Genomic DNA, 21262 nt, shown 5'->3' with positions numbered 1-21262 from the left:
GCAACAAATATGTGCGTTAACCTATATAAGCAGTTCGTTTCAAGAATTTCCGCCAGTATGCTACAATGAATGACAAATGTCTGCATATGGAGGTTCCTCATGGACTTTAAAAACTTTACGAATGAAGATTTCGATGTTTTTCAAATAGATGGATTAGAGGCAAGAATGGACGCGCTTAAAGAGAGAGTTCGCCCAAAATTAGAACGTCTTGGACACTATTTTACACCTGCGTTAACAACTTTGACTGGGGATGAACTATTTGTTCATGTTGCCAAACATGCTAGGAGAACGATTAATCCGCCAAAAGATACATGGGTTGCATTTGCTAATAATCCACGTGGATATAAAATGCTTCCACATTTTCAAATCGGACTATGGAATACACATGTATTCATTTGGTTTGCTGTGATTTATGAAGCACCCCAAAAACAAGATTTTGCGAACAGATTTACCAAAAAGTTAAACAAAATATATAAAGAAACACCAAAAGACTTTGTTTGGTCATTAGACCATACAAAAACAGAATCGGTGTCACATGGAAATCTTTCAAAAGAAGATTTACGTAGCATGTTTGACAGGCTGGAACAGGTGAAAAAGGCAGAAATATTATGTGGATATGAGATTAAACGGGATGACGTTCTTAAATTAAGCGAAGAAGAATTCCTACAGCGCGTTGAATATGTTTTCAATAAAGTTGCACCCTTATATAAAATTGCTCTTAATATCAAATAAAAAACTCCGAACCCAGTTCGGAGTTTTTTCTCGTTATTTCATTAAAATTCTTTCACCTAGAGAGGCATCTTTGGCTTTTTTTATTGCCCGATAGGAAGAATAGCCACTCATTTCTTCAAATTCACCACAAAGTGTCTTTTCTTCAGCTTTACTTGGTACGATTTCTTTAAACCTCCGGTAAATATTCATTAGTTCTTCACGGTCAATTCCTTTTTCATAGGCCCGTTCAACAGCTTCATAGAACTTAATGACATCAACAATTTCATCTGTTGTCCAATGGTAATCAATTGGGTATTGGTATTCCAAGTTGTTTTCACCTGCTTACTTTATTTACATATATGTATAATACCCCTATTTTGCCCATTTTCCACGAATTTGCTCTGCATCGATAATCATTCGATCAAATAATTCTTCAACGGTTGGTATATCCTTAATGAGTCCCATCACTTGACCTGCCCATGCAAAACCTTCATTTTCAACTCCATCATATATATATCGTTTATTTGCCTGTCCGCTAATATAATTCTTCAATTGTTCATAACCGCCGTTTTCTTTTTCAATATCTAAAATTTTATTTGTCCAACTATTTGAAATAACACGTGCAGGTGCCCCTAGTGTGCGTTTAATTATTACTGTATTTGCTTCTGATCCCTCAACAAGTCTTTTTTTGTAAAGTTCATTTGCATGTACACATTCCTTTGTAGCAATAAATCTCGTCCCCATCTCAATTCCTTCTGCTCCTAAACTGAGAGCTGCCATTAATCCTCTGCCATCTCCAATACCACCTGAGGCAATTACAGGGATAGAAACTGCATCAACTACCTGAGGGATTAATACCATCGTTCCTATATCGTCCCTTCCAAGATGGCCGCCACCTTCCTGCCCCACTACCATTACAGCATCTGCGCCTAATTCTTCAGCCTTTTCAGCCTGCCTCCTAGCCGCAACAAGAACTAATTTTTTTATCGAAGTTCCTTTTAACTGTTCAAATATCGGTGAAGGATTTCCACCAGTCATAGAAATAACTGGTACGTCTTCATCAATGGCTACTTGGAGCATATCCTCAAAGGGGCGATTATGCTGACCAATTGCGTAATTTACTCCGAATGGTTTATTTGTCAGCCCCTTCACTTTTCTAATCTCCTCCCGAAGTTGAGTCGGGTTATCCAGAGACATTGCCGTAATTTGACCAAGTCCACCTGCATTGGAAACAGCTGCGGCTAGTTCAGAATAGGCTAGATGGGCTAAACCTCCTTGTATAATAGGATATTGGATATTAAGTATTTCAGTTACTCGCGTCTGCCAATTCAATGAAACCCCTCCTAATTATTGTTACCATCATATTTCGCTGTTAAAGGTTAATTTTCCTGTTTAATTGAGAAACTAACGTAACACTATAAAAAGTGGTTTACCATTGACACAAATTTCTATGCAAGCACTGGTATTAGTGCTATAATTCATTTGTTTTGAATTTATCAAAAGCAATTTGTATATAAAGAGGTGTGGAAATAAATTGTCTCAAAACCAAACACCGTTATTTAGCGGTTTATTAGAACATGCAAAAAAAAATCCTGTCCAATTTCATATCCCTGGTCATAAAAAAGGTGCTGGAATCGATCCTGATTTTAGAAATTTCATTGGTGATAATGCCTTATCGATAGACCTCATTAATATCGGTCCACTTGACGACCTTCATCAGCCAAAAGGTATCATTAAACAAGCACAGGACTTGGCAGCTGAGGCATTCGGTGCAGATAGAACCTTTTTTTCAGTCCAAGGAACGAGCGGTGCAATCATTGCTATGATTATGGCGGTTTGTGGACCAGAGGATAAAATCATTGTCCCTAGAAATGTCCATAAATCCATCATGTCAGCAATTGTTTTCTCCGGTGCTATTCCCGTTTTTATTCATCCTGAAATTGATGAAGATTTAGGTATATCCCATGGTATAACGATTGATTCTGTTGAAAAGGCTCTTAACCAGCACCCTGATGCGAAAGCAATCTTAGTAATTAACCCCACGTATTTTGGGATATCCGCAGATTTAAAGAAAATAGTGGAAATCGCTCACTCGCATAATGTACCCGTCCTTGTTGATGAAGCTCATGGGGTTCATATTCATTTTCATGACAAATTGCCTCTCTCAGCAATGCAAGCAGGTGCTGATATGGCTGCAACGAGCGTCCATAAACTTGGAGGATCGATGACACAAAGCTCTATTTTAAATGTTAAAGAGGGTCTTGTTTCTGCCAAGCATGTTCAGACTATACTTAGTATGCTGACAACCACTTCAACATCCTATTTATTACTAGCTTCCCTAGATGCAGCTCGTAAGCAGTTAGCTACTAAAGGAAAGGAATTGATTGATAAGACAATAAATCTGGCACAATCAATTCGAAACAGAATTAATGAAATTGATCACTTGCGTTGTATTGGTGAAGAAATTTTAGGGTCAAAGGCAACTTTTGATTATGATCCAACAAAATTAATTATCTCAGTAAAAGAATTAGGATTAACAGGGTATGAGGTTGAAAAGTGGTTAAGAGAAAGACATAATATTGAAGTAGAAATGTCTGACCTTTATAACATTCTTTGTATCATAACACTCGGCGATACAGATTATGAAGCAGACATTTTAGTAAAAGCTTTAAAAGAGCTCGCAGAGGAAAGAGAACATAGAAAAGAAAGACTTGAGCCTATACAAGTTCTTCTTCCAGACATCCCTATTCTAGCATTAACTCCTAGAGACGCTTTTTATGCAGATACAGAGGTAATTCCTTTTGAGGAATCAGAAGGGAGAATCATTGCCGAATTTATCATGGTTTATCCACCAGGAATTCCAATATTTATCCCTGGTGAAATCATAACGAAAGAGAACCTTCACTATATTCGGGAAAACCTTGAAGCGGGATTACCCGTACAAGGACCCGAGGATGATGAAATAAAAAACATACGTGTGATAAAGGAATATAAAGCTATAAAATAAAAATACAGGATTCCGTCGAGGAATCCTGTTTCTATTTTAGAAAAGATATTTTATCTTTCTTCTTCTGAATGGTGACCATCGCAACAATTACATCTAGAATAGAGAACTGTTACTTTTTCATCTTCGAAATGATCAATTGTTGAGTCGCAAGCCTGGCATACGATTGTACCCATCTTTTTCAATCCCCTTTTCATTATGAAATGTTCATTACATTGAAAACGTTTTATTGTTGTTAATTTAATAATAATATAACACATTAGAAATATCAAGCCTAAATTGTATGTCACATTTAATTATTTATACACAAAAAAAGACCTATAAATAGGTCTTCTACTTTCAAACTATTCATATTGGGTAACAAATGGGATTTGCGGGAGGGTTTCACTGAAGAATTCTGCCAAATCTGCAGCTTGTTGTTTATCTGGAATCCGGAATACATTTTGAAGGTATTCAATATCTTCAATTTCTTTAGGATCGAGGAGAGTTGAACGGCCCGTTTGCATACAGACAACTAGGGGTTTTCCAAAAAACATGTTTGTATAAATAATCCCAAAATCATAACGAGTTTGTTCAGTAGTAAAACCAATAAACCTAACTTTTACATTTTCATGCTCATCATAGAGCTTATCAAATAATTCCATATGAATCCTCCCTTTTGAAAAAATATTTAGAATATTATTATAATTTATTTTTTTATATAAAACAAATGACATTTATGTGTCTTAATGTTGTCACCATGGTTTTTTCAATGCTAGAATAAAGGAGATATCAAATGGGACATAGGGGGGATGAAGATGGCTGAAAACGCATTTATTAAACTTGTGCCTTCATCTGCAAAGCAAACAATTACTGTAGAAGAAGTAAAGGAACTCTTAAATTATTATAAAGATATTACTGGTAAAACAGGAAATCAAGTTGATTGGGAATATGGTGACTCTGCCTTTCCTTATGAAATTAAGGAAAAAAATGAAGGAAAAGGGAAATGGTTTTACTTACATTCTACTAACGAACGCTATTACGCAATCTTAATTGGTGTTGATCAAGAGAGTATTCGTGATGAAGACGGTACTGATAGAATTCAAACTTACATACAAGTTACTCTTCCTGAACAATCCACGTTTGGTGATAAGGGGAAAGCAAATGAATTCTGCAAATTCCTTGCCAAGAAATTACAAGGAGAGCTGCACCTTTTTAATGAGCGAATCATGTACTATTATCCAAGGAAGTAATAAAAGAACTAACTCCCATCCGGGAGTTTTTTTAATGCGTTATAAGTGCCAGTGTATAGTGTATGGAGGTGTATATCATAAGGCTTAAAGAGGTAATAAAAAGTGTTTTAGCAGTTGATTGGGTAACTCTGTTACAAAGGGCAAAGGCTAAATAAAAAAATACAAAAAACATTATCACCTTGTATAGTAGTTGATCATGCTTCGACATCCATTCAATCAGAGTAAAAGCACTCCATATTATTAATTGCATTATAATTACAACATACATTCGCATTTTTTATCACCACTCAACATCTTTTCTTAAATAAAGATTGTAGTGTTTTAAATATATGCTCAGAAGTTATAATTTATCATTCGATTGAAATAAGAAAGTCCTTTCCATATAATGCGGAAAGGACTTTCTTATTATTACTATTTTAAAACATGAATTGGAGTGCCCATTGCTACTTCAGCGGCTTCCATTGTAATTTCTCCTAATGTTGGATGAGCATGAATGGTCAATGCTAAGTCTTCTACTGTCATTCCTGCTTCAAGAGCCAACCCTAGTTCAGCAATCATATCAGATGCACTTGCACCGGCAATTTGCGCACCGATCAAGACACCATCTTCTTTGCGTGAAACTAATTTAACAAAACCGTCTCCACTGTCTAGTGATAAAGCACGTCCATTTGCTGCAAATGGGAATTTTGCTGAATTAACTTCAATACCCTCTTCTTTTGCCTGCGCTTCGGTATAACCTACGCTAGCTAATTCTGGATCTGAGAATACTACTGCAGGGATACCTAAGTAGTCAATTACAGCATTATGACCTGCTATCGTCTCAGCAGCAATTTTCCCTTCATAGGAAGCTTTGTGAGCTAATTGAGGACCTGCAACAACATCACCAATCGCATAAATATTAGAGACACTAGTTCTGCATTGATTGTCAATTTCAATCAATCCTCGGTCAGTGACCTTAACACCAATTTGGTCAAGTCCCATTTCATCCGTATTTGGACGGCGGCCAACCATAACAAATACGTAATCTGCTTCAATTTTCTTTTCTTCACCTTTAACTTCAAAGGTTACTACTACACCATTTTCAGTTTCTTCTACACCTTTAGCCATAGCCTTCGTATAGAATTCTGCACCTTTTTTCTTCATTGTTTTCTTAACTAGGGCAGCCATTTGCTTTTCAAATACTCCTAGACCTAAGATATCATCCGCACCCTCTAAGATTGTAACTTGAGTACCAAAATTTGCATAGGCACCTCCAAGTTCTATCCCAATAACACCGCCGCCGATTACAACGATTTTCTCAGGAACTTCTTGCAGATTCAATGCACCAGTTGAATTAAGTACTCGTTTTGAGTATTTAAAAGTTGGCAGCTCAATTGGACGAGAGCCTGATGCAATAATTGCATTTTTGAAGTTGTATGTTTGGGCAGAATTTTCGCCAATCACTCGTAATGAATTACCATCAACAAAGTAAGCTTCGCCGCGAACAATGTCAACTTTATTTCCTTTTAATAACCCCTCGACACCGCCAGTTAATTTCTTTACAATTCCAGCTTTCCATTCTTGAACCTTTGAAAAGTCAACTTTTACATTTTCAGCTGTAATTCCAAATGAATCCGAGTGCTTCGCCACTTCATAACGGTGCCCAGCTGCAATTACTGCTTTTGACGGAATACAACCTACGTTTAAACAAACTCCGCCAATATATTCCTTTTCAACAATCGTAACTTTTTGTCCTAACTGTGCTGCACGAATAGCTGCCACATATCCGCCGGGACCAGCGCCAATGACTATAGTGTCTGTATCTATTGGAAAATCTCCTACTACCATTTGTTACGCCTCCATTAACAATAGTTCTGGATCGTTTAATAATCTCTTAATGTGATTTAAAGCATTTTGAGCAGTCGCTCCATCAATCATTCTGTGGTCAAAGCTTAATGACAATGCTAATACAGGAGCAGCTACGATTTCACCATCACGTACAATTGGTTTTTCAGCAATTCTACCTACACCAAGAATAGCTACTTCAGGATGATTAATTACAGGTGTAAACCATTGTCCGCCAGCAGAACCAATATTAGAAATCGTACAAGATGCCCCTTTCATTTCATTAGGAGCCAGTTTTCCATCACGTGCTTTACCAGCTAATTCATTGATTTCATTAGAAATCGTAAATACGGATTTGCGGTCTGCATCTTTAACAACAGGTACCAATAAACCTTTTTCTGTATCAGCTGCAATTCCAATATTATAGTAATGCTTATGAATTACTTCACTTGTTGCATCATCAAGTGATGTATTTAATGCAGGGAATTCGCGTAAAGCACTAGTTAATGCTTTTACGATGTATGGTAAGAAGGTAAGCTTAATACCCTTTGCTGCAGCCACTTCTTTGAACTTTTTACGATGTGCAACAAGTTTAGTTACATCGATTTCATCCATAAGCGTTACGTGAGGGGCAGTATGTTTTGAATTTACCATCGCTTTTGCAATTGCTTTTCTGATTCCGCTCATTTTCTCACGGGTTTCAGGATATTCACCTTGTGGAATTGGAGCAGCTTTAGCTGCGGCCTCCGCCTGAGCAGCTGCTGGTGCTGAAGTTTCTGCCGCTACTGCAGCTTGTGGTGCTCCTGCAGCTGCACCGCCGCTTAAGAATGCATCAATATCATTTTTTACGATTCGGCCATTTTTACCAGAGCCAGGAACTTGTGTAATTCCCACACCTTTATCACGAGCATATTTCCGAACAGATGGCATAGCAATAATTCTGCGATTAGGGTCTACTTCCACTTGTACCTGTGGTTGTGTTTCACCTATACCATATGCAGGTGGTGCTGGCGGTGGTGTTACAGGAGCATCTTGCACTGCAGCAGGAGCTGGTGCTGCTGGTGCTGCTGTTTCTTGCTTCGGCGCTTCTTCAGCAGGCTCATCACCTTTAAATTGCAGGTTTTCATATCCTGGAGCATCAAATGTTACAAGAACCTGTCCTACAGTAGCTACCGTTCCTTCTGCTACTTTCACTTCAATAACAGTTCCTTCAACAGGAGATGGTATTTCTACGACTGCTTTATCATTTTGGATTTCGCAAAGGATATCATCTTCTTGGACTTTATCACCTGGCTTTATGAACCATTTAACAATCTCGCCTTCATGAATACCTTCACCAATGTCAGGCATTTTAAATTGGAATGTGGTTGCGGTTGCGCTCACTGCGATTCATCCTCCTATTATGCATATTTTCAAACGTTCAATCAAAAGAAAAAGCGGGAAACAGGAATCCTATTCCCCATCTTTCATTAAGGCTGTTTTCTCAAAAAGAGCCTTTATTAGAATGTTAATACTTTTTTAGCTGTTTCAATTACGTCTTTGTAGTTTGGAAGCCAAGCTGCTTCAGCTTGTGGGAATGGGTAAATAGTGTCCGGTGCTGCTACACGCAATACAGGTGCTTCTAAACTTAAAATCGCACGATCACTAATTTCAGCCACAACATTTGCCCCAACACCAGCTTGCTTTTGTGCTTCTTGTACCACAATCGCACGACCTGTCTTTTCAACAGAGGCAATAATTGTTTCAATATCGATTGGGCTAACCGTACGCAAGTCAATAACTTCAGCAGAAAAACCTTCTTTTTCTAATTCTTCAGCTGCTTTCAATGACTCATGAACCATCGCACCATAAGTAATAATTGAAATGTCCGTACCTTCACGTTTCACATCCGCTTTTCCTAGTGGAATAGTATACTCACCTTCAGGAACTTCTTGACGGAAAGAACGATATAATTTCATATGCTCAAGAAAAATAACTGGATCATTATCGCGAATGGATGAAATCAGAAGACCTTTCGCATCATAAGGTGTTGATGGAATAACTACCTTTAAGCCAGGTTGCTGCGCCATTAAGCCTTCTAAACTGTCTGCGTGCATATCTGGAGTATGTACGCCTCCTCCGAATGGTGAACGGAATGTTATTGGAGCATTAAATTTTCCTCCAGTACGATAACGAAGACGAGCCGCTTGACCAGAAATAGAATCCATTACTTCATAAACAAACCCAAAGAACTGGATTTCCGGTACGGGACGGAAGCCCTGTAAGCTTAGACCAACTGCCAAACCGCCAATTCCTGATTCTGCAAGTGGTGTATCGAATACACGATCTTCACCAAATTCATTTTGCAGCCCTTCTGTTGCACGGAAAACACCGCCGTTTACGCCAACATCTTCACCGAACACTAATACATTCGGATCATTTTTCAGTTCTACACGCATTGCATCTGTAATTGCTTGAATCATAGTCATTTGAGCCATGGCTTACTTCGACTCCTTTGCTTTATATATTTCATATTGTTCTTCTAAGTTATAAGGTAAGTCTGTATTTGTAATTGTGATTAGATCAGTCACCTTTTGTTTAGGGGCAGCATCTGCCTTTTTAAGTGCTTCTTTAATATCTTCTTTTGCCTGCTCAATTACTTCGTTTTCTTTTTCCTCATTCCAAAGGCCTTTCTTTTCAAGGAATTTACGGAAACGTACAAGTGGATCTTTCTTTTCCCATTCATTATCGAGCTCAGCTGTACGATAACGTGTTGGATCATCTCCGGCCATTGTATGTGGACCATATCTATATGTTAAAGTTTCAATAAACGTAGGTCCTTCTCCGTTAACTGCACGCTCACGTGCCTCTCTAACTGCTGCATACACTGCTAATGGATCCATACCATCTACTTGGATACCAGGAATACCGGCTGCAACCGCTTTTTGAGCAAGTGTTTTAGCTGCAGTTTGCTTTTCAACAGGAGTCGAGATAGCAAAACGGTTATTTTGTGCAATAAAGATGGCTGGCGCTTTGTATGCACCTGCAAAGTTCATTCCTTCATAGAAATCACCTTGAGAAGTACCGCCATCACCTGTATATGTAAGAGCAACAGCTTTAACTCCACGTTTTTTAAAGCCTAAAGCAACACCTGCTGTTTGTACGTACTGAGCACCAATAATAATCTGAGGGATCGCAATATTTACTCCATCAGGAATTTGTCCACCTTCGAAATGACCTCTGGACCATAAAAATGCTTGGTATAACGGAAGACCATGCCATACGATTGGTGGTACATCTCGATAACCAGGTAAAATAAAATCCTCTTTTTCAAGCGCAAATTGTGAAGCTAATTGTGATGCTTCCTGTCCTGCAGTTGGTGCATAAAAACCAAGACGTCCTTGGCGATTCAATGAAATCGAACGTTGGTCCAAAATTCGGGTATAAACCATTCGGCGCATTAATTCCTGCAGCTGCTCGTCACTTAGGTTTGGCATTGCTGCTTCATTAACAACTTCGCCTTCTTCATTTAAAATTTGAAGCGTTGTAAATTGATCTTCTACTACTTCAAGTACTTTTTTAGCATCGACTTGAGCGTTCTGAGTTTTAGAAGCCATTCGTCACATCTTCCTTTCTTTCATTACAAAAATGTAAAAATAAATTCACTCATATTAGATTACCCAAAAACCTTAAACAACATAAACGATTATTCACTTTAATCGCCCGTTGTTCTGTACTATTATTTTCAAAAAAATTAATGGTACAATAAATAATTCCATATTGAGTTTACATCATCTAAATTCGCTCGTCAAATACTATGTTTCATAAATTTACAACATACAAATATTATTAACTTCCTATTAATACAAAGTTCTGTATCACTCTATACTTCATCCTGTTATATTAATATATTTTCGCTTTTTTTCACAAAAAAAGAAATCAGCCATAACAGCCAATTTCTTACTTTTCTTCTTCAAGATTAAGTCCTGCTAGTTTATAATATTCAAGCTTTTTCTCATTATATTGTGCGGTTAAAACATTGAATTCTTCATTAGCCTCAAATACCTTTTGATAGGCAGTATTTAAATCCGCAACATGTGCTTCAAGCTTGTCGTAAGAAATACTTTCTTCTTTAAGCATTAGATATAATTCTTTATCATGATCTAGTGCACTTGAATATTCCTTTGAAAGCCTGCTATGTAATTGGTATCTATTCTTCATTATTTTTGATAAATCTTCTGCTTTTTTCTTTTGGTCAGGTTCTTTTATATTATTTATTATTTCTTCTGCTCTCTTAAATTCCGTTTTAGAAGCATTTATACTGTCAATTTCCATCTGTAAGTGGTTTTTCCTTTTTTCAATAATGGAAAGTGCTTCATCAGTAAGCGTGACAATCTTTTCATGCTGCTTCATCCCTAAAGTCATAATTTCATTGTATATTTCCTTTTCTTTCCTTTCTAACTTTGCAAGCGGCTCTTGCTGCTCTTCAAATTCTTTCTCTGCATCCACAACTCTTTCTAACACTTGATACAACTTTTCAGCTGAAGACTCCTTGCTAATGCAGCCGGATAATAAAAAACCACTAATTACTACCGCTATAATAATGCCTGTAATTCTAAAAATAGACAAATCGCAACCCCCTTACTGATAACAATTCCTACTATATCCATACTTCTTATTTTTGACAATATCCCCTGGAAATTCTCTATCATTAATCAGAATAATTGTTGATACTTACAATTAACTTTTGTGGAATAGTCTGATAGACTAATGAATATCAATATCTTTAGTTTATAAACAGGAGTGAATCAATCATGTTAATGATGGATGATATCATTCGAGACGGCCATCCTACACTAAGAAAAGTAGCAGTTGAAGTACCTATGCCGCCATCGGAGAAAGACAAAAAAACACTTGAAAGCCTATTAGAATATGTAAAGAATAGTCAAAATCCTGAAATTTCTTCACAATACGGATTACGACCTGGAATCGGTTTAGCTGCACCACAAATTAACGTTTCCAAACGCATGATTGCTATTCACCTTCACGACGACAAAGGAAGCTTGTATAGCTATGCATTGTATAATCCCAAAATTGTCAGCCATTCAGTCGAAAAAGCTTATTTAGTTTCTGGGGAAGGCTGTCTTTCTGTAGATGAAGACATTCCTGGATATGTAGAAAGGTTTGCTCGAATTACTGTGAAAGGAATTTCGCACGAAGGCGAAGAGGTGAAGCTTCGCTTAAAGGGTCTCCCAGCCATTTGCTTTCAACATGAAATTGACCATTTAAACGGAATTATGTTTTATGATCATATTAATAAGAAAGACCCTTTTAAACCAATTGAGGGTGCAATCGCAATAGAAAGATAAAAAAGGCGCAAGTGCTCTGTCTCTTGCGCTTTTTACTATTTATATAAGTTTTACTTCCTTCAATCCATTCCAGATTCCATCTTCCGATACATCTGTAGTAACGAAATTTGCAAGTGCCTTAGCCTCGGGAACACCATTCCCCATTGCAACACCCGTTCCAACGGCTTTAAGCATTTCTAAATCATTTAAGCCATCACCAAATGCATAAACATCCTTCAAGTCAAACCCTAATCTGTCAATCATTTTCTTTATCCCTTCAGCTTTAGATCCACCTTTAGGTAAAATATCAACTGAATAGGGATGCCATCTGATAAAATCAAATTCAGGGAAATTTTCAAAGTAGAACGTCTCCTCGTTCTCTTTACAGAATAGTAAGGATTGATAAATCTCATTTTGGACATAGAAAGATTTGTCCTCATCGGGATGTGGAAATAATAAGCTTCCCATGCTTGTTTCAATAAATGGATGGTAATGAGTAGTTGCCTTCATGGTTAACTCATTCATAAATATCAATGGGTGTTCGTTAGTCTTTGTATCCAGCAGAAATCTTTCTAACTCAGATTGTTCTAGCGGATTCTTATAAATCGCTTCGTTTTCAAATACTACATACTGCCCATTAAAACTTACAAAAGAATCTATATCCAGTTCTTTTTTTAAGCTTGTAAACATAAAAGGCGCTCTTCCTGTTGCAATCGCTACAAATACACCATTTTCCTTTAATAATTGGATTGCTTTTTTTGTGCTCCTAGGGAGTTTCTTTTCTTGATCGAGCAATGTTCCGTCTATATCAAAGAAAACAATTTTTTTCATATAATTCTAACTCCTCTTTGCTTTTTCAATTATGATTAAGCTTTACAATAATTTCTCTATAAACACTAATCATAACAAGAATAATTGTCAATTCATTAAACTTTCATCATTCTACCATGTTTATCCATGAAAGATTTCTTGATTATTCCATATAATATTAGTATAAAAATCCTAAAATAAAAAAAAATCTAGAATATCTGCCATGGCTTGCTTTACATTGGACAAGGATCGTTTAAAATAGGAAGTAAGGAGATGATCCACTATGTTAAAGAAGCTAAGAAAGAAGCTCTTAAAACAGTGGAAAGATTTACTACGAAAAAAATCAATTGCTTAACGACAACTTTTTTCGAGCCCTTCAAACTTGCGAAGGGCTCATTCCTTATTGTAAATTGATTATCAGTGTATTTATTTACATATTTTTCTATAAGTCCATATGCTTACTTTTTAGGCGAAAAGTGAAATTAAATGAAAAAAATGTAATTATTTAATATAATAGAAAAAGTCATGATCGATTAAGGAGCGAATAATTATGGTATTTAAAGTTTATTTTCAAGAAAGAGTTACTGAAGTCCCTGTTAGAGAAAAAACTAAGGTTCTCTATGTGGAGGGAGAATCGGTTAGAGATGTTCGCAAGAAAATTGCAGATCGTGGATACAACGTTGAATTTTTACAAGAAGTGACAGGTGCATTTTTAGAATACGAAAAACAAAATGAAGATTATAAAGTATTGGAGATTTGATAATTTATGAAATTTGTAAAAAATGACCAAACTGCCGTTTTTGCCTTAGGCGGTTTGGGTGAAATCGGAAAAAACACATATGCAGTACAATTTCAGGATGAAATAATACTAATTGATGCCGGGATTAAATTCCCAGAGGACGAGCTATTAGGAATTGATTATGTCATCCCGGATTACACCTATTTAGTTAAAAATGAAGACAAGATCAAAGGATTATTTATTACTCACGGACACGAGGACCACATTGGCGGCATTCCTTATTTATTAAGAGAAGTAAATATTCCAATCTATGGCGGGAAACTCGCTTTAGGGTTAATTAAAAATAAATTAGAAGAGCATGGCCTCTTAAGGACCGCAAAACTAATTCCCATTCAAGAAGACGATGTGATAAAATTCCGCAAAACGTCTGTGACTTTTTTCCGAACAACACACAGTATTCCTGATTCTTATGGGGTTGTCGTGAAGACTCCTCCAGGGCAAGTTGTCCATACAGGGGACTTTAAATTTGACTTTACACCTGTTGGTGAACCGGCAAATTTAACGAAGATGGCAGAAATCGGTAAAGAAGGCGTATTGTGCTTACTTTCAGATAGTACAAACAGCGAAATTCCTGAATTCACAATGTCTGAACGTCTTGTTGGTGAAAGCATTGATGATATCTTCCGAAAGGTCTCTGGCCGGATTATATTCGCAACCTTTGCATCTAATATCTATAGACTGCAACAAGTTGTGGAGGCTGCCGTTGCAAACGGAAGAAAAGTAGCCGTTTTTGGTCGAAGTATGGAATCAGCCATTAATATTGGTCAAGAATTAGGGTATATTGTTGCACCAAAAGAGACATTTATTGAAGCGAACCAAATTAATCGACTTCCTGCAGATAAAGTTACAATTCTATGTACCGGAAGCCAAGGCGAAGCTATGGCTGCTTTATCTAGAATTGCTAATGGCACACATAGACAAATACAAATTATCCCGGGCGATACAGTGGTATTCTCATCTTCCCCTATTCCTGGGAACACAATTAGTGTAAATCGGACGATCAACATGTTATTTAGAGCAGGTGCTGAAGTTGTTCACGGGAAACTAAGCAACATTCATACCTCTGGTCATGGTGGTCAAGAGGAACAAAAATTAATGCTGCGCTTAATAAAGCCAAAATTCTTTATGCCGATTCACGGAGAATATAGAATGCAAAGAATGCATGCCAAACTTGCTGTCGACTGTGGTGTGGAAGAAGAAAATTGTTTTATCATGGATAATGGTGAAGTATTAGCTCTTTCTGAAAACAGTGCGCAAGTAGCCGGGAAAATCCCATCCGGCTCTGTTTATATTGATGGAAGCGGTATTGGCGATATCGGGAATATTGTTTTACGTGACAGGAGAATCCTTTCAGAAGAAGGATTGGTCGTTGTGGTGGTTAGTATTAATATGAAAGACTTTAAAATCGCTTCAGGACCTGACCTTATTTCTAGAGGGTTTGTTTATATGAGAGAATCTGGTGATTTAATTAATGATGCTCAAACTCTAATTACTAAGCATTTAAATAAAGTAATGGAACGCAAAACAAGTCAATGGTCAGAAATTAAAAACGAAATTACTGATACGTTAGCACCATTCCTTTACGAAAAAACAAAACGCAGACCAATGATTTTACCAATCATTATGGAAGTATAAAAAAGGAAGCGCCTAGGCGCTTCTTTTTTATTGTCTAGCGGCAGCGCCTACGCGCTGCCGCATTTCCTATTGCATAACCTTCCGTTCAAAACGATCAATATCTTCGTCTGTACCTATGACTATCAACACATCGTTAGCAAGGATATCTTCATTTGCCTTTGGAGAAACGATGATATCCATTCCCCTTTTAATTGCAACAATATTTAACCCATATTTCTTTCGAATGTCTAAATCAATGATGGTATGACCGCTAATCTTACTGTTTGCTACAATTTCCACAATACTATGTTCATCGGATAACTCTAGATAATCCAACACACTGCTGGAAGCCATATTGTGGGCAATTCTTCTTCCCATATCTCTTTCAGGATGTACAACTTTGTCTGCGCCAATTTTCACAAGCACCTTTTCATGATAATCATTTTGTGCTTTAACCGTAATATGATTTACCCCTAACTCTTTTAATATCAGGGTGGTTAAAATGCTAGATTGAATATCATCACCGATTGCAACGATTACATGGTCGAAGTTACGAATACCTAGGCTCTTTAGAACTGCTTCATCTGTAGTATCACCTACAGCAGCGTGCGAGGCTATCATCGCGTATGCATTAACTCTTTCTTCGTTTTTATCAATTGCGAGCACTTCAAAACCTTCATCAGAAAGAGTTCGGCAAATACTCCCGCCAAATCGTCCTAATCCTATTACCGCAAAATTCTTTCTCATTAAAACTCCCCCAGGAATATCAATTAACCATTTTCATTTTAGCATATCCAATTTAGTTGAATATACTAATTTAATGATTGTCGTTTCTTTTCTGTACTTTTTTGATAAACAAATAAATGAAAACTGTAACCATTGCCAGGATTACTAAAACAGGTAAATTACCAACGATAAAAACAATAAAACCTGAAATAGCTGCTAACAGCATGTTTGTACTTTTCATAAATTGTTTTTTTGTTTTATCCCAGGTATTAAGATCTTCATCTTCAAGATTAGGCACTATGACTTTATTTTCATATAGTGAAATATGGATCGTTGAAAGTGAGGTCTGATTTTCTAGGTATTTCATTCTCCCTTGTATTGTTTCAATTTCCTCTTGTACTGCAGCGAGGTCAGCAGAAATTTTTAAAAGGTCTTCTGTCTTTTGTGCGGAATTCATGAATGAAGTTAACCGTTCTTCCACAACTCTTTTCGACTTTAGTCTTGACTCAAGGTCGACATACTCTTCGGTTACATCAGTTCCAGTAATATTTCTCTGTAGGACCTCTGCTGCCTGACCCTCAGCATCATGTAAAAAGGCTTGGAAATTCTTTTGGGGTATCCGTACGGTGATTTGTCCACTAACTTGCTCTATCCCATCCTTTGATACATTTGACTCAGATATATAGCCGCCATATTTTACTACTTGAGCTTCTATGTTCTGTAAAGTTTGTTCAAATTTCTTAACCCGGAGATGTAAATCTGCTTGATAGATAACCATTTGATTAGGAACCTCTAATTCCGACTGCGCAGCTGCCTCTTGTTTTGTACTATTATCTAATGCTACTTGTGATTTTTCTTCCATACCAGCCTGTCCGGAATCCAATTCCGCACTTTTGTCACTACTCATCTTCGCTTCTTCACTTTTACTGTTAGAACTGCAAGCAGCTAGTAAAAAACACAGTGATATCAAAGCAAGTAATCTCACCATTTTTTTCATGTAACTTACCCCCTTTTGTCTATTATTAATACCGACGATAAAATTTAGGGATGGTTACAAAAAAACAAAAAAAGACTGCTCGTTGATAAAACGAACAACCTCTTGTTTCTCACTTATTCGGTTTTTTCTAATTCATCTAATACCCGGTTAACTCTTTTTTCGAGCATTTTCATGCCGCTGCCGCCGGCTTGGAAATGGCGAAGTTTACCCTCACGGTCAAATACATAATAAGCTGGAACATATTGATTTTCAAATGTATCAGCTAGTTTATGTTCACTATCAACAAAAATAGGCTGATTAATTCCATGTTCTGCTGCAACTTGCTTGATTTGCTCCATATTTAAGTCTTCTTCCGACCTTGGCATATGAACCGCCACTACATTTAATTTGTCTTTGTATTGATCACGGAATTGATTAACTTGCGGCATAGCTTCTTTACATAAGTAACAGCTGACGGACCAGAAATGGATAAGAGTAGGTTTCTCTCCAACTAAATCCTCTCTTGTAACTTCCCCATTTAACCATTCAACTGCACCAGATAATTCTGGCATTGGCTCACGTAATTTCATGACGTATCCCCTTTTTAAAAAAGACCTAACTTAAATTGTTAGGTCTCTTCTTTTTAATAATTTTCAAGATTAAGCATTAAGTGTTGCTTGTCCTGGCTTCCAATTTGCTGGGCAAAGTCCGCCAGTTTGCAGTGCTTGTAGTACACGTAATGTCTCATCTACATCACGGCCGATATTGTTGTGATTAACTACAGAATACATTAATTCACCTTCTGGGCTGATGATGAATAAGCCGCGAAGTGCAATTCCTTCCTCTTCAATTAACACACCGTAATCGCGTGCAACCACATGGTTGGTATCTGCTGCTAATGGATAGTTTAGCTCACCCAGACCATTGTTTTTGCGGTCTGTATTGATCCAAGCAAGGTGGGTATGAATGGTATCGGTAGAAGCACCAATTACAACTGCATCAAGATCATCAAATTCTTCATAACGATCTGAAACTGCTGTGATTTCTGTTGGACAAACAAAAGTAAAGTCCATTGGATAGAAGAACAAAACAGTCCATTTGTCGTTTTTCATGTTCTCTTCAAGGCTTACCTTTCCAAATTCTTTGTTCGGTAAGACTGCATCCATTTCAAATCTAGGCGCTTGCTTAGCTACCATACGTTCTGGCATGTCTAATCCCTCCAAATGATTAATTAGTTCCTTCTTTGGTTTACCCTTTTTTCATAAAGAATAAACGACGATATGTAACAATCTTTTCTAATTTTCAGTTTAACATTTTTAGACAAAAGAATGAAATAATACGCTTTTAATCATCAATATTTATCAATTTCCTTGATATGATAGATAACTGGTAAGTATCTTTATAGCTACTTCTATTGCTTCTTCCTTTGGATTTAATTTAGCATGGTGGAGGCCATACGGGGAATCCACTCCCAGCCAAAACATTAAACCCGGTATTTCCTTTAACATGTAACCGAAATCTTCACCTGTCATGGCTTCTTTGCATTCAATAACATCAATAGTGGTCTGTTCCTTCATAAATTGAATGAAGTTCCTTGTAATATTCTCATCATTGTATACCTGGTGGTACATGGATCCATAATCAATAACGGCTTCACATTCAAAGCTGGTTTCTATCCCTTTTACAACAGCATTGATTCGTTGTTTGACCTTATCCATTGAATCATCAGAAAGGGTTCTAATCGTTCCCTCAAGCCTTGCCTTTTCAGCAATAATATTTTGCACTGTGCCACTAGTAATTTTGCCAATTGTAATCACTGCACTATCTAATGGATTTACATTACGGGAAATGATTGTTTGCAGCTGACCTACAAGTGAACATGCTGCAATTACCATATCATTTGTTAAATGTGGATAGGCAGCATGCCCACCCTTCCCTATTAAATCGATAAAAAGTTCTGAAGTATTTGCAAACAATAACCCCTCTTTTAGGGCAATAGATCCGACAGGATATTCTGGGGCGATATGCAGGGCAAAAATAATATCTGGCTTCCATTCCTGCATGGTGTCAGTTTTTAGCATTGGTTCTGCACCGCCTGGCCCCTCTTCAGCAGGTTGAAAAATAAATAAAAGATCATCCTCAATTGGATTTTGTACAAAGTGTGTTAAAACACCAAGAGCGATACTCATATGAAAGTCGTGACCACATGCATGCATTTGTTCCTGATGGGTTGAAGAGAATTCTAATCCTGTTTCTTCAACAATCGGCAGACCATCAATATCGGCACGATAGCCAATTATTTTTCTAGGATGTAAACCGTTAACCTTAACAAAAAGTCCTGTTTTCCATTTTTTTATGGTAACTCGCTCTAGTGATAAGGTTTCTATATATGATAACAAATATGCTTGTGTTTTATATTCTTGAAATCCTAATTCAGGAATAAGATGCAGGTCACGTCTTATTTTAACAAACGGGTTCATTCATTTTTGCTCCTTTACTAGAGAGAAAGCGTGGATGCTGTCCACGCTTTCCTTTTTCTTACATTTATAATTGGCGAAGTTCTTGCATGATTTCGGTTTTTGATTTTGTCTTCTCATCAATATCCTTAATTTTTCTTGCAGGGGTTCCGGCAACAACTGTATACGGAGGAACATCTTTCGTAACTACCGCACCAGCAGCAACTACTGAGCCTTGTCCCACTCTGACACCTTCTAATACCACTGCATTTGCACCAATTAGAACATCATCTTCGATAATAACAGGCTGTGCGGATGGCGGTTCGATAACACCAGCTAAGACAGTACCTGCTCCAATATGACAGTTCTTCCCAACAGTTGCTCTGCCACCAAGTACAACACCCATATCGATCATCGTTTTTTCACCAATAACAGCGCCAATATTAATGACAGCACCCATCATGATAACAGCATTATCACCAATTTCAACTTGGTCTCGAATCGTTACACCTGGTTCGATACGAGCATTAATATTTTTAGTATTTAATAATGGAATCGCTGAATTGCGGCGATCATTTTCAACTACGTAATCTTCTATTTTTTCCTGGTTTGATTCTAACGCAGGGTTAATATCAGACCATTCTCCAAAAACAACCCCAGTGTTTCCATTAATAAAAGTTTTAGAATTGCTTCCAAAATCGATACCTTCTAAATCACCTTTTACATAAACCTTTACCGGCGTTGATTTTTTGCTGTTTTGAATAAAAGAAATAATTTCATTTGCATCCATCATTTTCATATTAGTACCTCCAAATTTAATTAAAATTTACTTTACCAAACAAAGGTTTGGAAAACAAGGAAAATGTTATCAAGTATTAGCTGCTAATGACCGCTATGTTCTTTAATAAGGTCCACAAATGCCTGTACCTGTTTAAGTTGAAAGGATGACTCATAGGCTAATAACCATGTATCACGTATTAGGGAATCACCATTTTCATCAAGTAACGGAATCTTGTAAATTTCCTTTTCGGTGTTATTTAACGTAATGCCCGGTAAGATGGAATATCCTAAACCATTGAAGGTTAATTGCTTACATGTCTCAATTTGATCAACAATGATTGTTCTTTTAGGTGAAGTTTTGAATTGACGCATCCACCAATCTTGGATTTCTTGATAATAATTAGAATCACTTTTAAACTGGATGAAAGGTCTATCCGTTTCTAACAGCTGGTCAGGTCTGGTAATGTCTCGATCCACCAAGAAAAGCGGGTCGCTAAAAAGTTTTATTTTAACCCCTTTCCAATCTGGCAATCCTCGAATGATTCCGATATGTACTTGATCATCGTAAAGACTTTTCAGTATTTCACTGCTCCACCCCGTAATGAGTGAAATTTTTGCTTGCGGATATGTATCACTATATTTTTTTAAAACGGGTGGCAGCCAATTTTGACCTACAATCGAAGCAACTGCAATCTTTAAGGTACCTGATACCCCCGATTGAAGAGAATGGATACTTTCCCTGACCTTTTCTTCTTTAACCAGCACCTCATTGACAAATTGAATAATATGTTCTCCAGCTGGAGTAAGTGAAAGTCCTTTTTGAGAACGGATAAAAATTCTCGTTCCCCATTCTTTCTCTATCGTTTGCAGACGCTGCGAAAGCGCAGGCTGAGATACGAATAGCCTTTCAGAAGCTTTTCGCATATTCATTTCTTGAGCTAAAATAGATAATAAATGAAATTCAGATATTGAGGACAAAACCATCCACCTTTATGCTTTATTA

23 protein-coding genes are annotated in these 21262 nt (G+C 37.1%); 6 read left to right on the top strand and 17 right to left on the bottom strand.

From position 1 onward, the window contains the following. Positions 1–99: 99 nt before the first annotated feature. A complete protein-coding gene (locus ACY3XC_RS08325) occupies positions 100–732 on the top strand; it encodes a YktB family protein (RefSeq protein ID WP_464868155.1) in 633 nt (210 codons plus the stop codon). 33 nt (positions 733–765) lie between these two features. On the opposite strand, the gene ACY3XC_RS08320 is transcribed toward ACY3XC_RS08325, so the two are convergent. Beyond that, positions 766–1038 carry a UPF0223 family protein gene (locus ACY3XC_RS08320; RefSeq protein ID WP_464868154.1) on the bottom strand — a complete coding sequence of 91 codons (273 nt, stop codon included), beginning with the start codon at positions 1036–1038 and terminating at the stop codon, positions 766–768. 45 nt (positions 1039–1083) lie between these two features. Next, a complete protein-coding gene (locus ACY3XC_RS08315) occupies positions 1084–2043 on the bottom strand; it encodes an NAD(P)H-dependent flavin oxidoreductase (protein ID WP_464868153.1) in 960 nt (319 codons plus the stop codon). A gap of 202 nt (positions 2044–2245) precedes the next feature. Here ACY3XC_RS08315 and ACY3XC_RS08310 point away from each other — a divergent pair, with 202 nt between their 5' ends. Then, positions 2246–3718, top strand: a complete 1473-nt coding sequence (locus tag ACY3XC_RS08310) for an aminotransferase class I/II-fold pyridoxal phosphate-dependent enzyme (protein ID WP_464868152.1) — start codon at positions 2246–2248, stop codon at positions 3716–3718. A gap of 50 nt (positions 3719–3768) precedes the next feature. On the opposite strand, the gene ACY3XC_RS08305 is transcribed toward ACY3XC_RS08310, so the two are convergent. Together ACY3XC_RS08305 and ACY3XC_RS08300 are read right to left on the bottom strand one after the other, a co-directional pair. Then, entirely contained in the window at positions 3769–3891 is a 123-nt protein-coding gene (locus ACY3XC_RS08305; protein ID WP_095247803.1) for a GapA-binding peptide SR1P, read from the bottom strand. Between the two features lie 168 nt (positions 3892–4059). Further along, the gene (locus ACY3XC_RS08300; protein WP_179158466.1) at positions 4060–4359 is read right to left on the bottom strand and encodes a DUF3055 domain-containing protein; all 300 of its coding nucleotides are present in this window, start codon (positions 4357–4359) and stop codon (positions 4060–4062) included. 153 nt (positions 4360–4512) lie between these two features. On the opposite strand from ACY3XC_RS08300, the gene ACY3XC_RS08295 reads away from it, so the two are divergent. After that, a complete protein-coding gene (locus ACY3XC_RS08295) occupies positions 4513–4947 on the top strand; it encodes a DUF1885 family protein (protein ID WP_464868151.1) in 435 nt (144 codons plus the stop codon). A gap of 411 nt (positions 4948–5358) precedes the next feature. Here ACY3XC_RS08295 and lpdA read toward each other — a convergent pair whose 3' ends face one another. The 5 genes from lpdA to ACY3XC_RS08270 all read right to left on the bottom strand — a co-directional run bounded on the left by lpdA (position 5359) and on the right by ACY3XC_RS08270 (position 11379). Next, positions 5359–6774: a dihydrolipoyl dehydrogenase gene (gene lpdA, locus ACY3XC_RS08290; protein ID WP_179158464.1), complete on the bottom strand. Its 1416-nt coding sequence runs from the start codon at positions 6772–6774 to the stop codon at positions 5359–5361. A 3-nt stretch (positions 6775–6777) separates the two neighbouring features. Beyond that, entirely contained in the window at positions 6778–8121 is a 1344-nt protein-coding gene (locus tag ACY3XC_RS08285) for a dihydrolipoamide acetyltransferase family protein (protein WP_464868422.1), read from the bottom strand. A gap of 149 nt (positions 8122–8270) precedes the next feature. Then, a complete protein-coding gene (locus ACY3XC_RS08280; RefSeq protein WP_464868150.1) occupies positions 8271–9248 on the bottom strand; it encodes an alpha-ketoacid dehydrogenase subunit beta in 978 nt (325 codons plus the stop codon). A 3-nt stretch (positions 9249–9251) separates the two neighbouring features. Then, positions 9252–10367, bottom strand: a complete 1116-nt coding sequence (pdhA, locus tag ACY3XC_RS08275) for a pyruvate dehydrogenase (acetyl-transferring) E1 component subunit alpha (RefSeq protein ID WP_464868149.1) — start codon at positions 10365–10367, stop codon at positions 9252–9254. A 343-nt stretch (positions 10368–10710) separates the two neighbouring features. Further along, on the bottom strand, positions 10711–11379 hold the full coding sequence (locus tag ACY3XC_RS08270; protein WP_464868148.1) for a YkyA family protein: 669 nt from the start codon (positions 11377–11379) through the stop codon (positions 10711–10713). A 185-nt stretch (positions 11380–11564) separates the two neighbouring features. Here ACY3XC_RS08270 and def point away from each other — a divergent pair, with 185 nt between their 5' ends. Continuing rightward, complete coding sequence (def, locus tag ACY3XC_RS08265) at positions 11565–12119, top strand: peptide deformylase (RefSeq protein ID WP_179158460.1); 555 nt, start codon at positions 11565–11567, stop codon at positions 12117–12119. 39 nt (positions 12120–12158) lie between these two features. Here the strand turns inward: def and ACY3XC_RS08260 are convergent, their stop codons facing one another. Further along, a complete protein-coding gene (locus ACY3XC_RS08260) occupies positions 12159–12929 on the bottom strand; it encodes a Cof-type HAD-IIB family hydrolase (protein ID WP_464868147.1) in 771 nt (256 codons plus the stop codon). A 529-nt stretch (positions 12930–13458) separates the two neighbouring features. Between ACY3XC_RS08260 and ACY3XC_RS08255 the strand changes: the two genes are divergently transcribed. Both ACY3XC_RS08255 and rnjA read left to right on the top strand, forming a co-directional pair. Further along, positions 13459–13668: a DNA-dependent RNA polymerase subunit epsilon gene (locus tag ACY3XC_RS08255; protein ID WP_179158458.1), complete on the top strand. Its 210-nt coding sequence runs from the start codon at positions 13459–13461 to the stop codon at positions 13666–13668. A gap of 6 nt (positions 13669–13674) precedes the next feature. Then, positions 13675–15342 (top strand): ribonuclease J1, encoded by a 1668-nt coding sequence (gene rnjA / locus ACY3XC_RS08250; RefSeq protein WP_464868146.1) that lies wholly within the window; start codon positions 13675–13677, stop codon positions 15340–15342. Between the two features lie 66 nt (positions 15343–15408). On the opposite strand, the gene ACY3XC_RS08245 is transcribed toward rnjA, so the two are convergent. The 7 genes from ACY3XC_RS08245 to ACY3XC_RS08215 form a co-directional block, all read right to left on the bottom strand. Next, positions 15409–16068, bottom strand: coding sequence for a potassium channel family protein (locus ACY3XC_RS08245; protein WP_179158456.1), 660 nt, complete (start codon positions 16066–16068; stop codon positions 15409–15411). A 70-nt stretch (positions 16069–16138) separates the two neighbouring features. Next, a complete protein-coding gene (locus ACY3XC_RS08240; RefSeq protein WP_464868145.1) occupies positions 16139–17044 on the bottom strand; it encodes a DUF4349 domain-containing protein in 906 nt (301 codons plus the stop codon). 113 nt (positions 17045–17157) lie between these two features. Further along, positions 17158–17613: a TlpA disulfide reductase family protein gene (locus tag ACY3XC_RS08235; RefSeq protein ID WP_464868144.1), complete on the bottom strand. Its 456-nt coding sequence runs from the start codon at positions 17611–17613 to the stop codon at positions 17158–17160. A gap of 69 nt (positions 17614–17682) precedes the next feature. Beyond that, positions 17683–18231: a peroxiredoxin gene (locus tag ACY3XC_RS08230; RefSeq protein ID WP_179158453.1), complete on the bottom strand. Its 549-nt coding sequence runs from the start codon at positions 18229–18231 to the stop codon at positions 17683–17685. A 153-nt stretch (positions 18232–18384) separates the two neighbouring features. Next, entirely contained in the window at positions 18385–19503 is a 1119-nt protein-coding gene (locus ACY3XC_RS08225) for an N-acetyldiaminopimelate deacetylase (RefSeq protein WP_464868143.1), read from the bottom strand. A gap of 64 nt (positions 19504–19567) precedes the next feature. Further along, a complete protein-coding gene (gene dapD, locus ACY3XC_RS08220; protein ID WP_464868142.1) occupies positions 19568–20278 on the bottom strand; it encodes a 2,3,4,5-tetrahydropyridine-2,6-dicarboxylate N-acetyltransferase in 711 nt (236 codons plus the stop codon). Positions 20279–20361: 83 nt separating this feature from the next. Next, positions 20362–21237 (bottom strand): LysR family transcriptional regulator, encoded by an 876-nt coding sequence (locus ACY3XC_RS08215; RefSeq protein WP_464868141.1) that lies wholly within the window; start codon positions 21235–21237, stop codon positions 20362–20364. Positions 21238–21262 lie beyond the last annotated feature (25 nt).

It is taken from the genome of Bacillus sp. CZDM1 (assembly GCF_055502545.1).
This window is presented reverse-complemented; position numbering and strand designations above follow the sequence as displayed.

Excerpts from the sequence above, each read along its gene's own strand:
- ACY3XC_RS08280 (WP_464868150.1), bottom strand. The coding sequence starts at position 9,248 with ATGGCTCAAATGACTATGATTCAAGCAATTACAGATGCAATGCGTGTA.
- ACY3XC_RS08260 (WP_464868147.1), bottom strand. The coding sequence starts at position 12,929 with ATGAAAAAAATTGTTTTCTTTGATATAGACGGAACATTGCTCGATCAA.
- ACY3XC_RS08245 (WP_179158456.1), bottom strand. The coding sequence starts at position 16,068 with ATGAGAAAGAATTTTGCGGTAATAGGATTAGGACGATTTGGCGGGAGT.
- ACY3XC_RS08305 (WP_095247803.1), bottom strand. The coding sequence starts at position 3,891 with ATGGGTACAATCGTATGCCAGGCTTGCGACTCAACAATTGATCATTTC.
- ACY3XC_RS08255 (WP_179158458.1), top strand. The coding sequence starts at position 13,459 with ATGGTATTTAAAGTTTATTTTCAAGAAAGAGTTACTGAAGTCCCTGTT.
- ACY3XC_RS08225 (WP_464868143.1), bottom strand. The coding sequence starts at position 19,503 with ATGAACCCGTTTGTTAAAATAAGACGTGACCTGCATCTTATTCCTGAA.
- lpdA (WP_179158464.1), bottom strand. The coding sequence starts at position 6,774 with ATGGTAGTAGGAGATTTTCCAATAGATACAGACACTATAGTCATTGGC.
- ACY3XC_RS08295 (WP_464868151.1), top strand. The coding sequence starts at position 4,513 with ATGGCTGAAAACGCATTTATTAAACTTGTGCCTTCATCTGCAAAGCAA.
- ACY3XC_RS08300 (WP_179158466.1), bottom strand. The coding sequence starts at position 4,359 with ATGGAATTATTTGATAAGCTCTATGATGAGCATGAAAATGTAAAAGTT.
- ACY3XC_RS08240 (WP_464868145.1), bottom strand. The coding sequence starts at position 17,044 with ATGAAAAAAATGGTGAGATTACTTGCTTTGATATCACTGTGTTTTTTA.
- ACY3XC_RS08325 (WP_464868155.1), top strand. The coding sequence starts at position 100 with ATGGACTTTAAAAACTTTACGAATGAAGATTTCGATGTTTTTCAAATA.
- dapD (WP_464868142.1), bottom strand. The coding sequence starts at position 20,278 with ATGAAAATGATGGATGCAAATGAAATTATTTCTTTTATTCAAAACAGC.
- rnjA (WP_464868146.1), top strand. The coding sequence starts at position 13,675 with ATGAAATTTGTAAAAAATGACCAAACTGCCGTTTTTGCCTTAGGCGGT.
- ACY3XC_RS08230 (WP_179158453.1), bottom strand. The coding sequence starts at position 18,231 with ATGCCAGAACGTATGGTAGCTAAGCAAGCGCCTAGATTTGAAATGGAT.
- ACY3XC_RS08235 (WP_464868144.1), bottom strand. The coding sequence starts at position 17,613 with ATGAAATTACGTGAGCCAATGCCAGAATTATCTGGTGCAGTTGAATGG.
- def (WP_179158460.1), top strand. The coding sequence starts at position 11,565 with ATGTTAATGATGGATGATATCATTCGAGACGGCCATCCTACACTAAGA.
- ACY3XC_RS08285 (WP_464868422.1), bottom strand. The coding sequence starts at position 8,121 with ATGCCTGACATTGGTGAAGGTATTCATGAAGGCGAGATTGTTAAATGG.
- pdhA (WP_464868149.1), bottom strand. The coding sequence starts at position 10,367 with ATGGCTTCTAAAACTCAGAACGCTCAAGTCGATGCTAAAAAAGTACTT.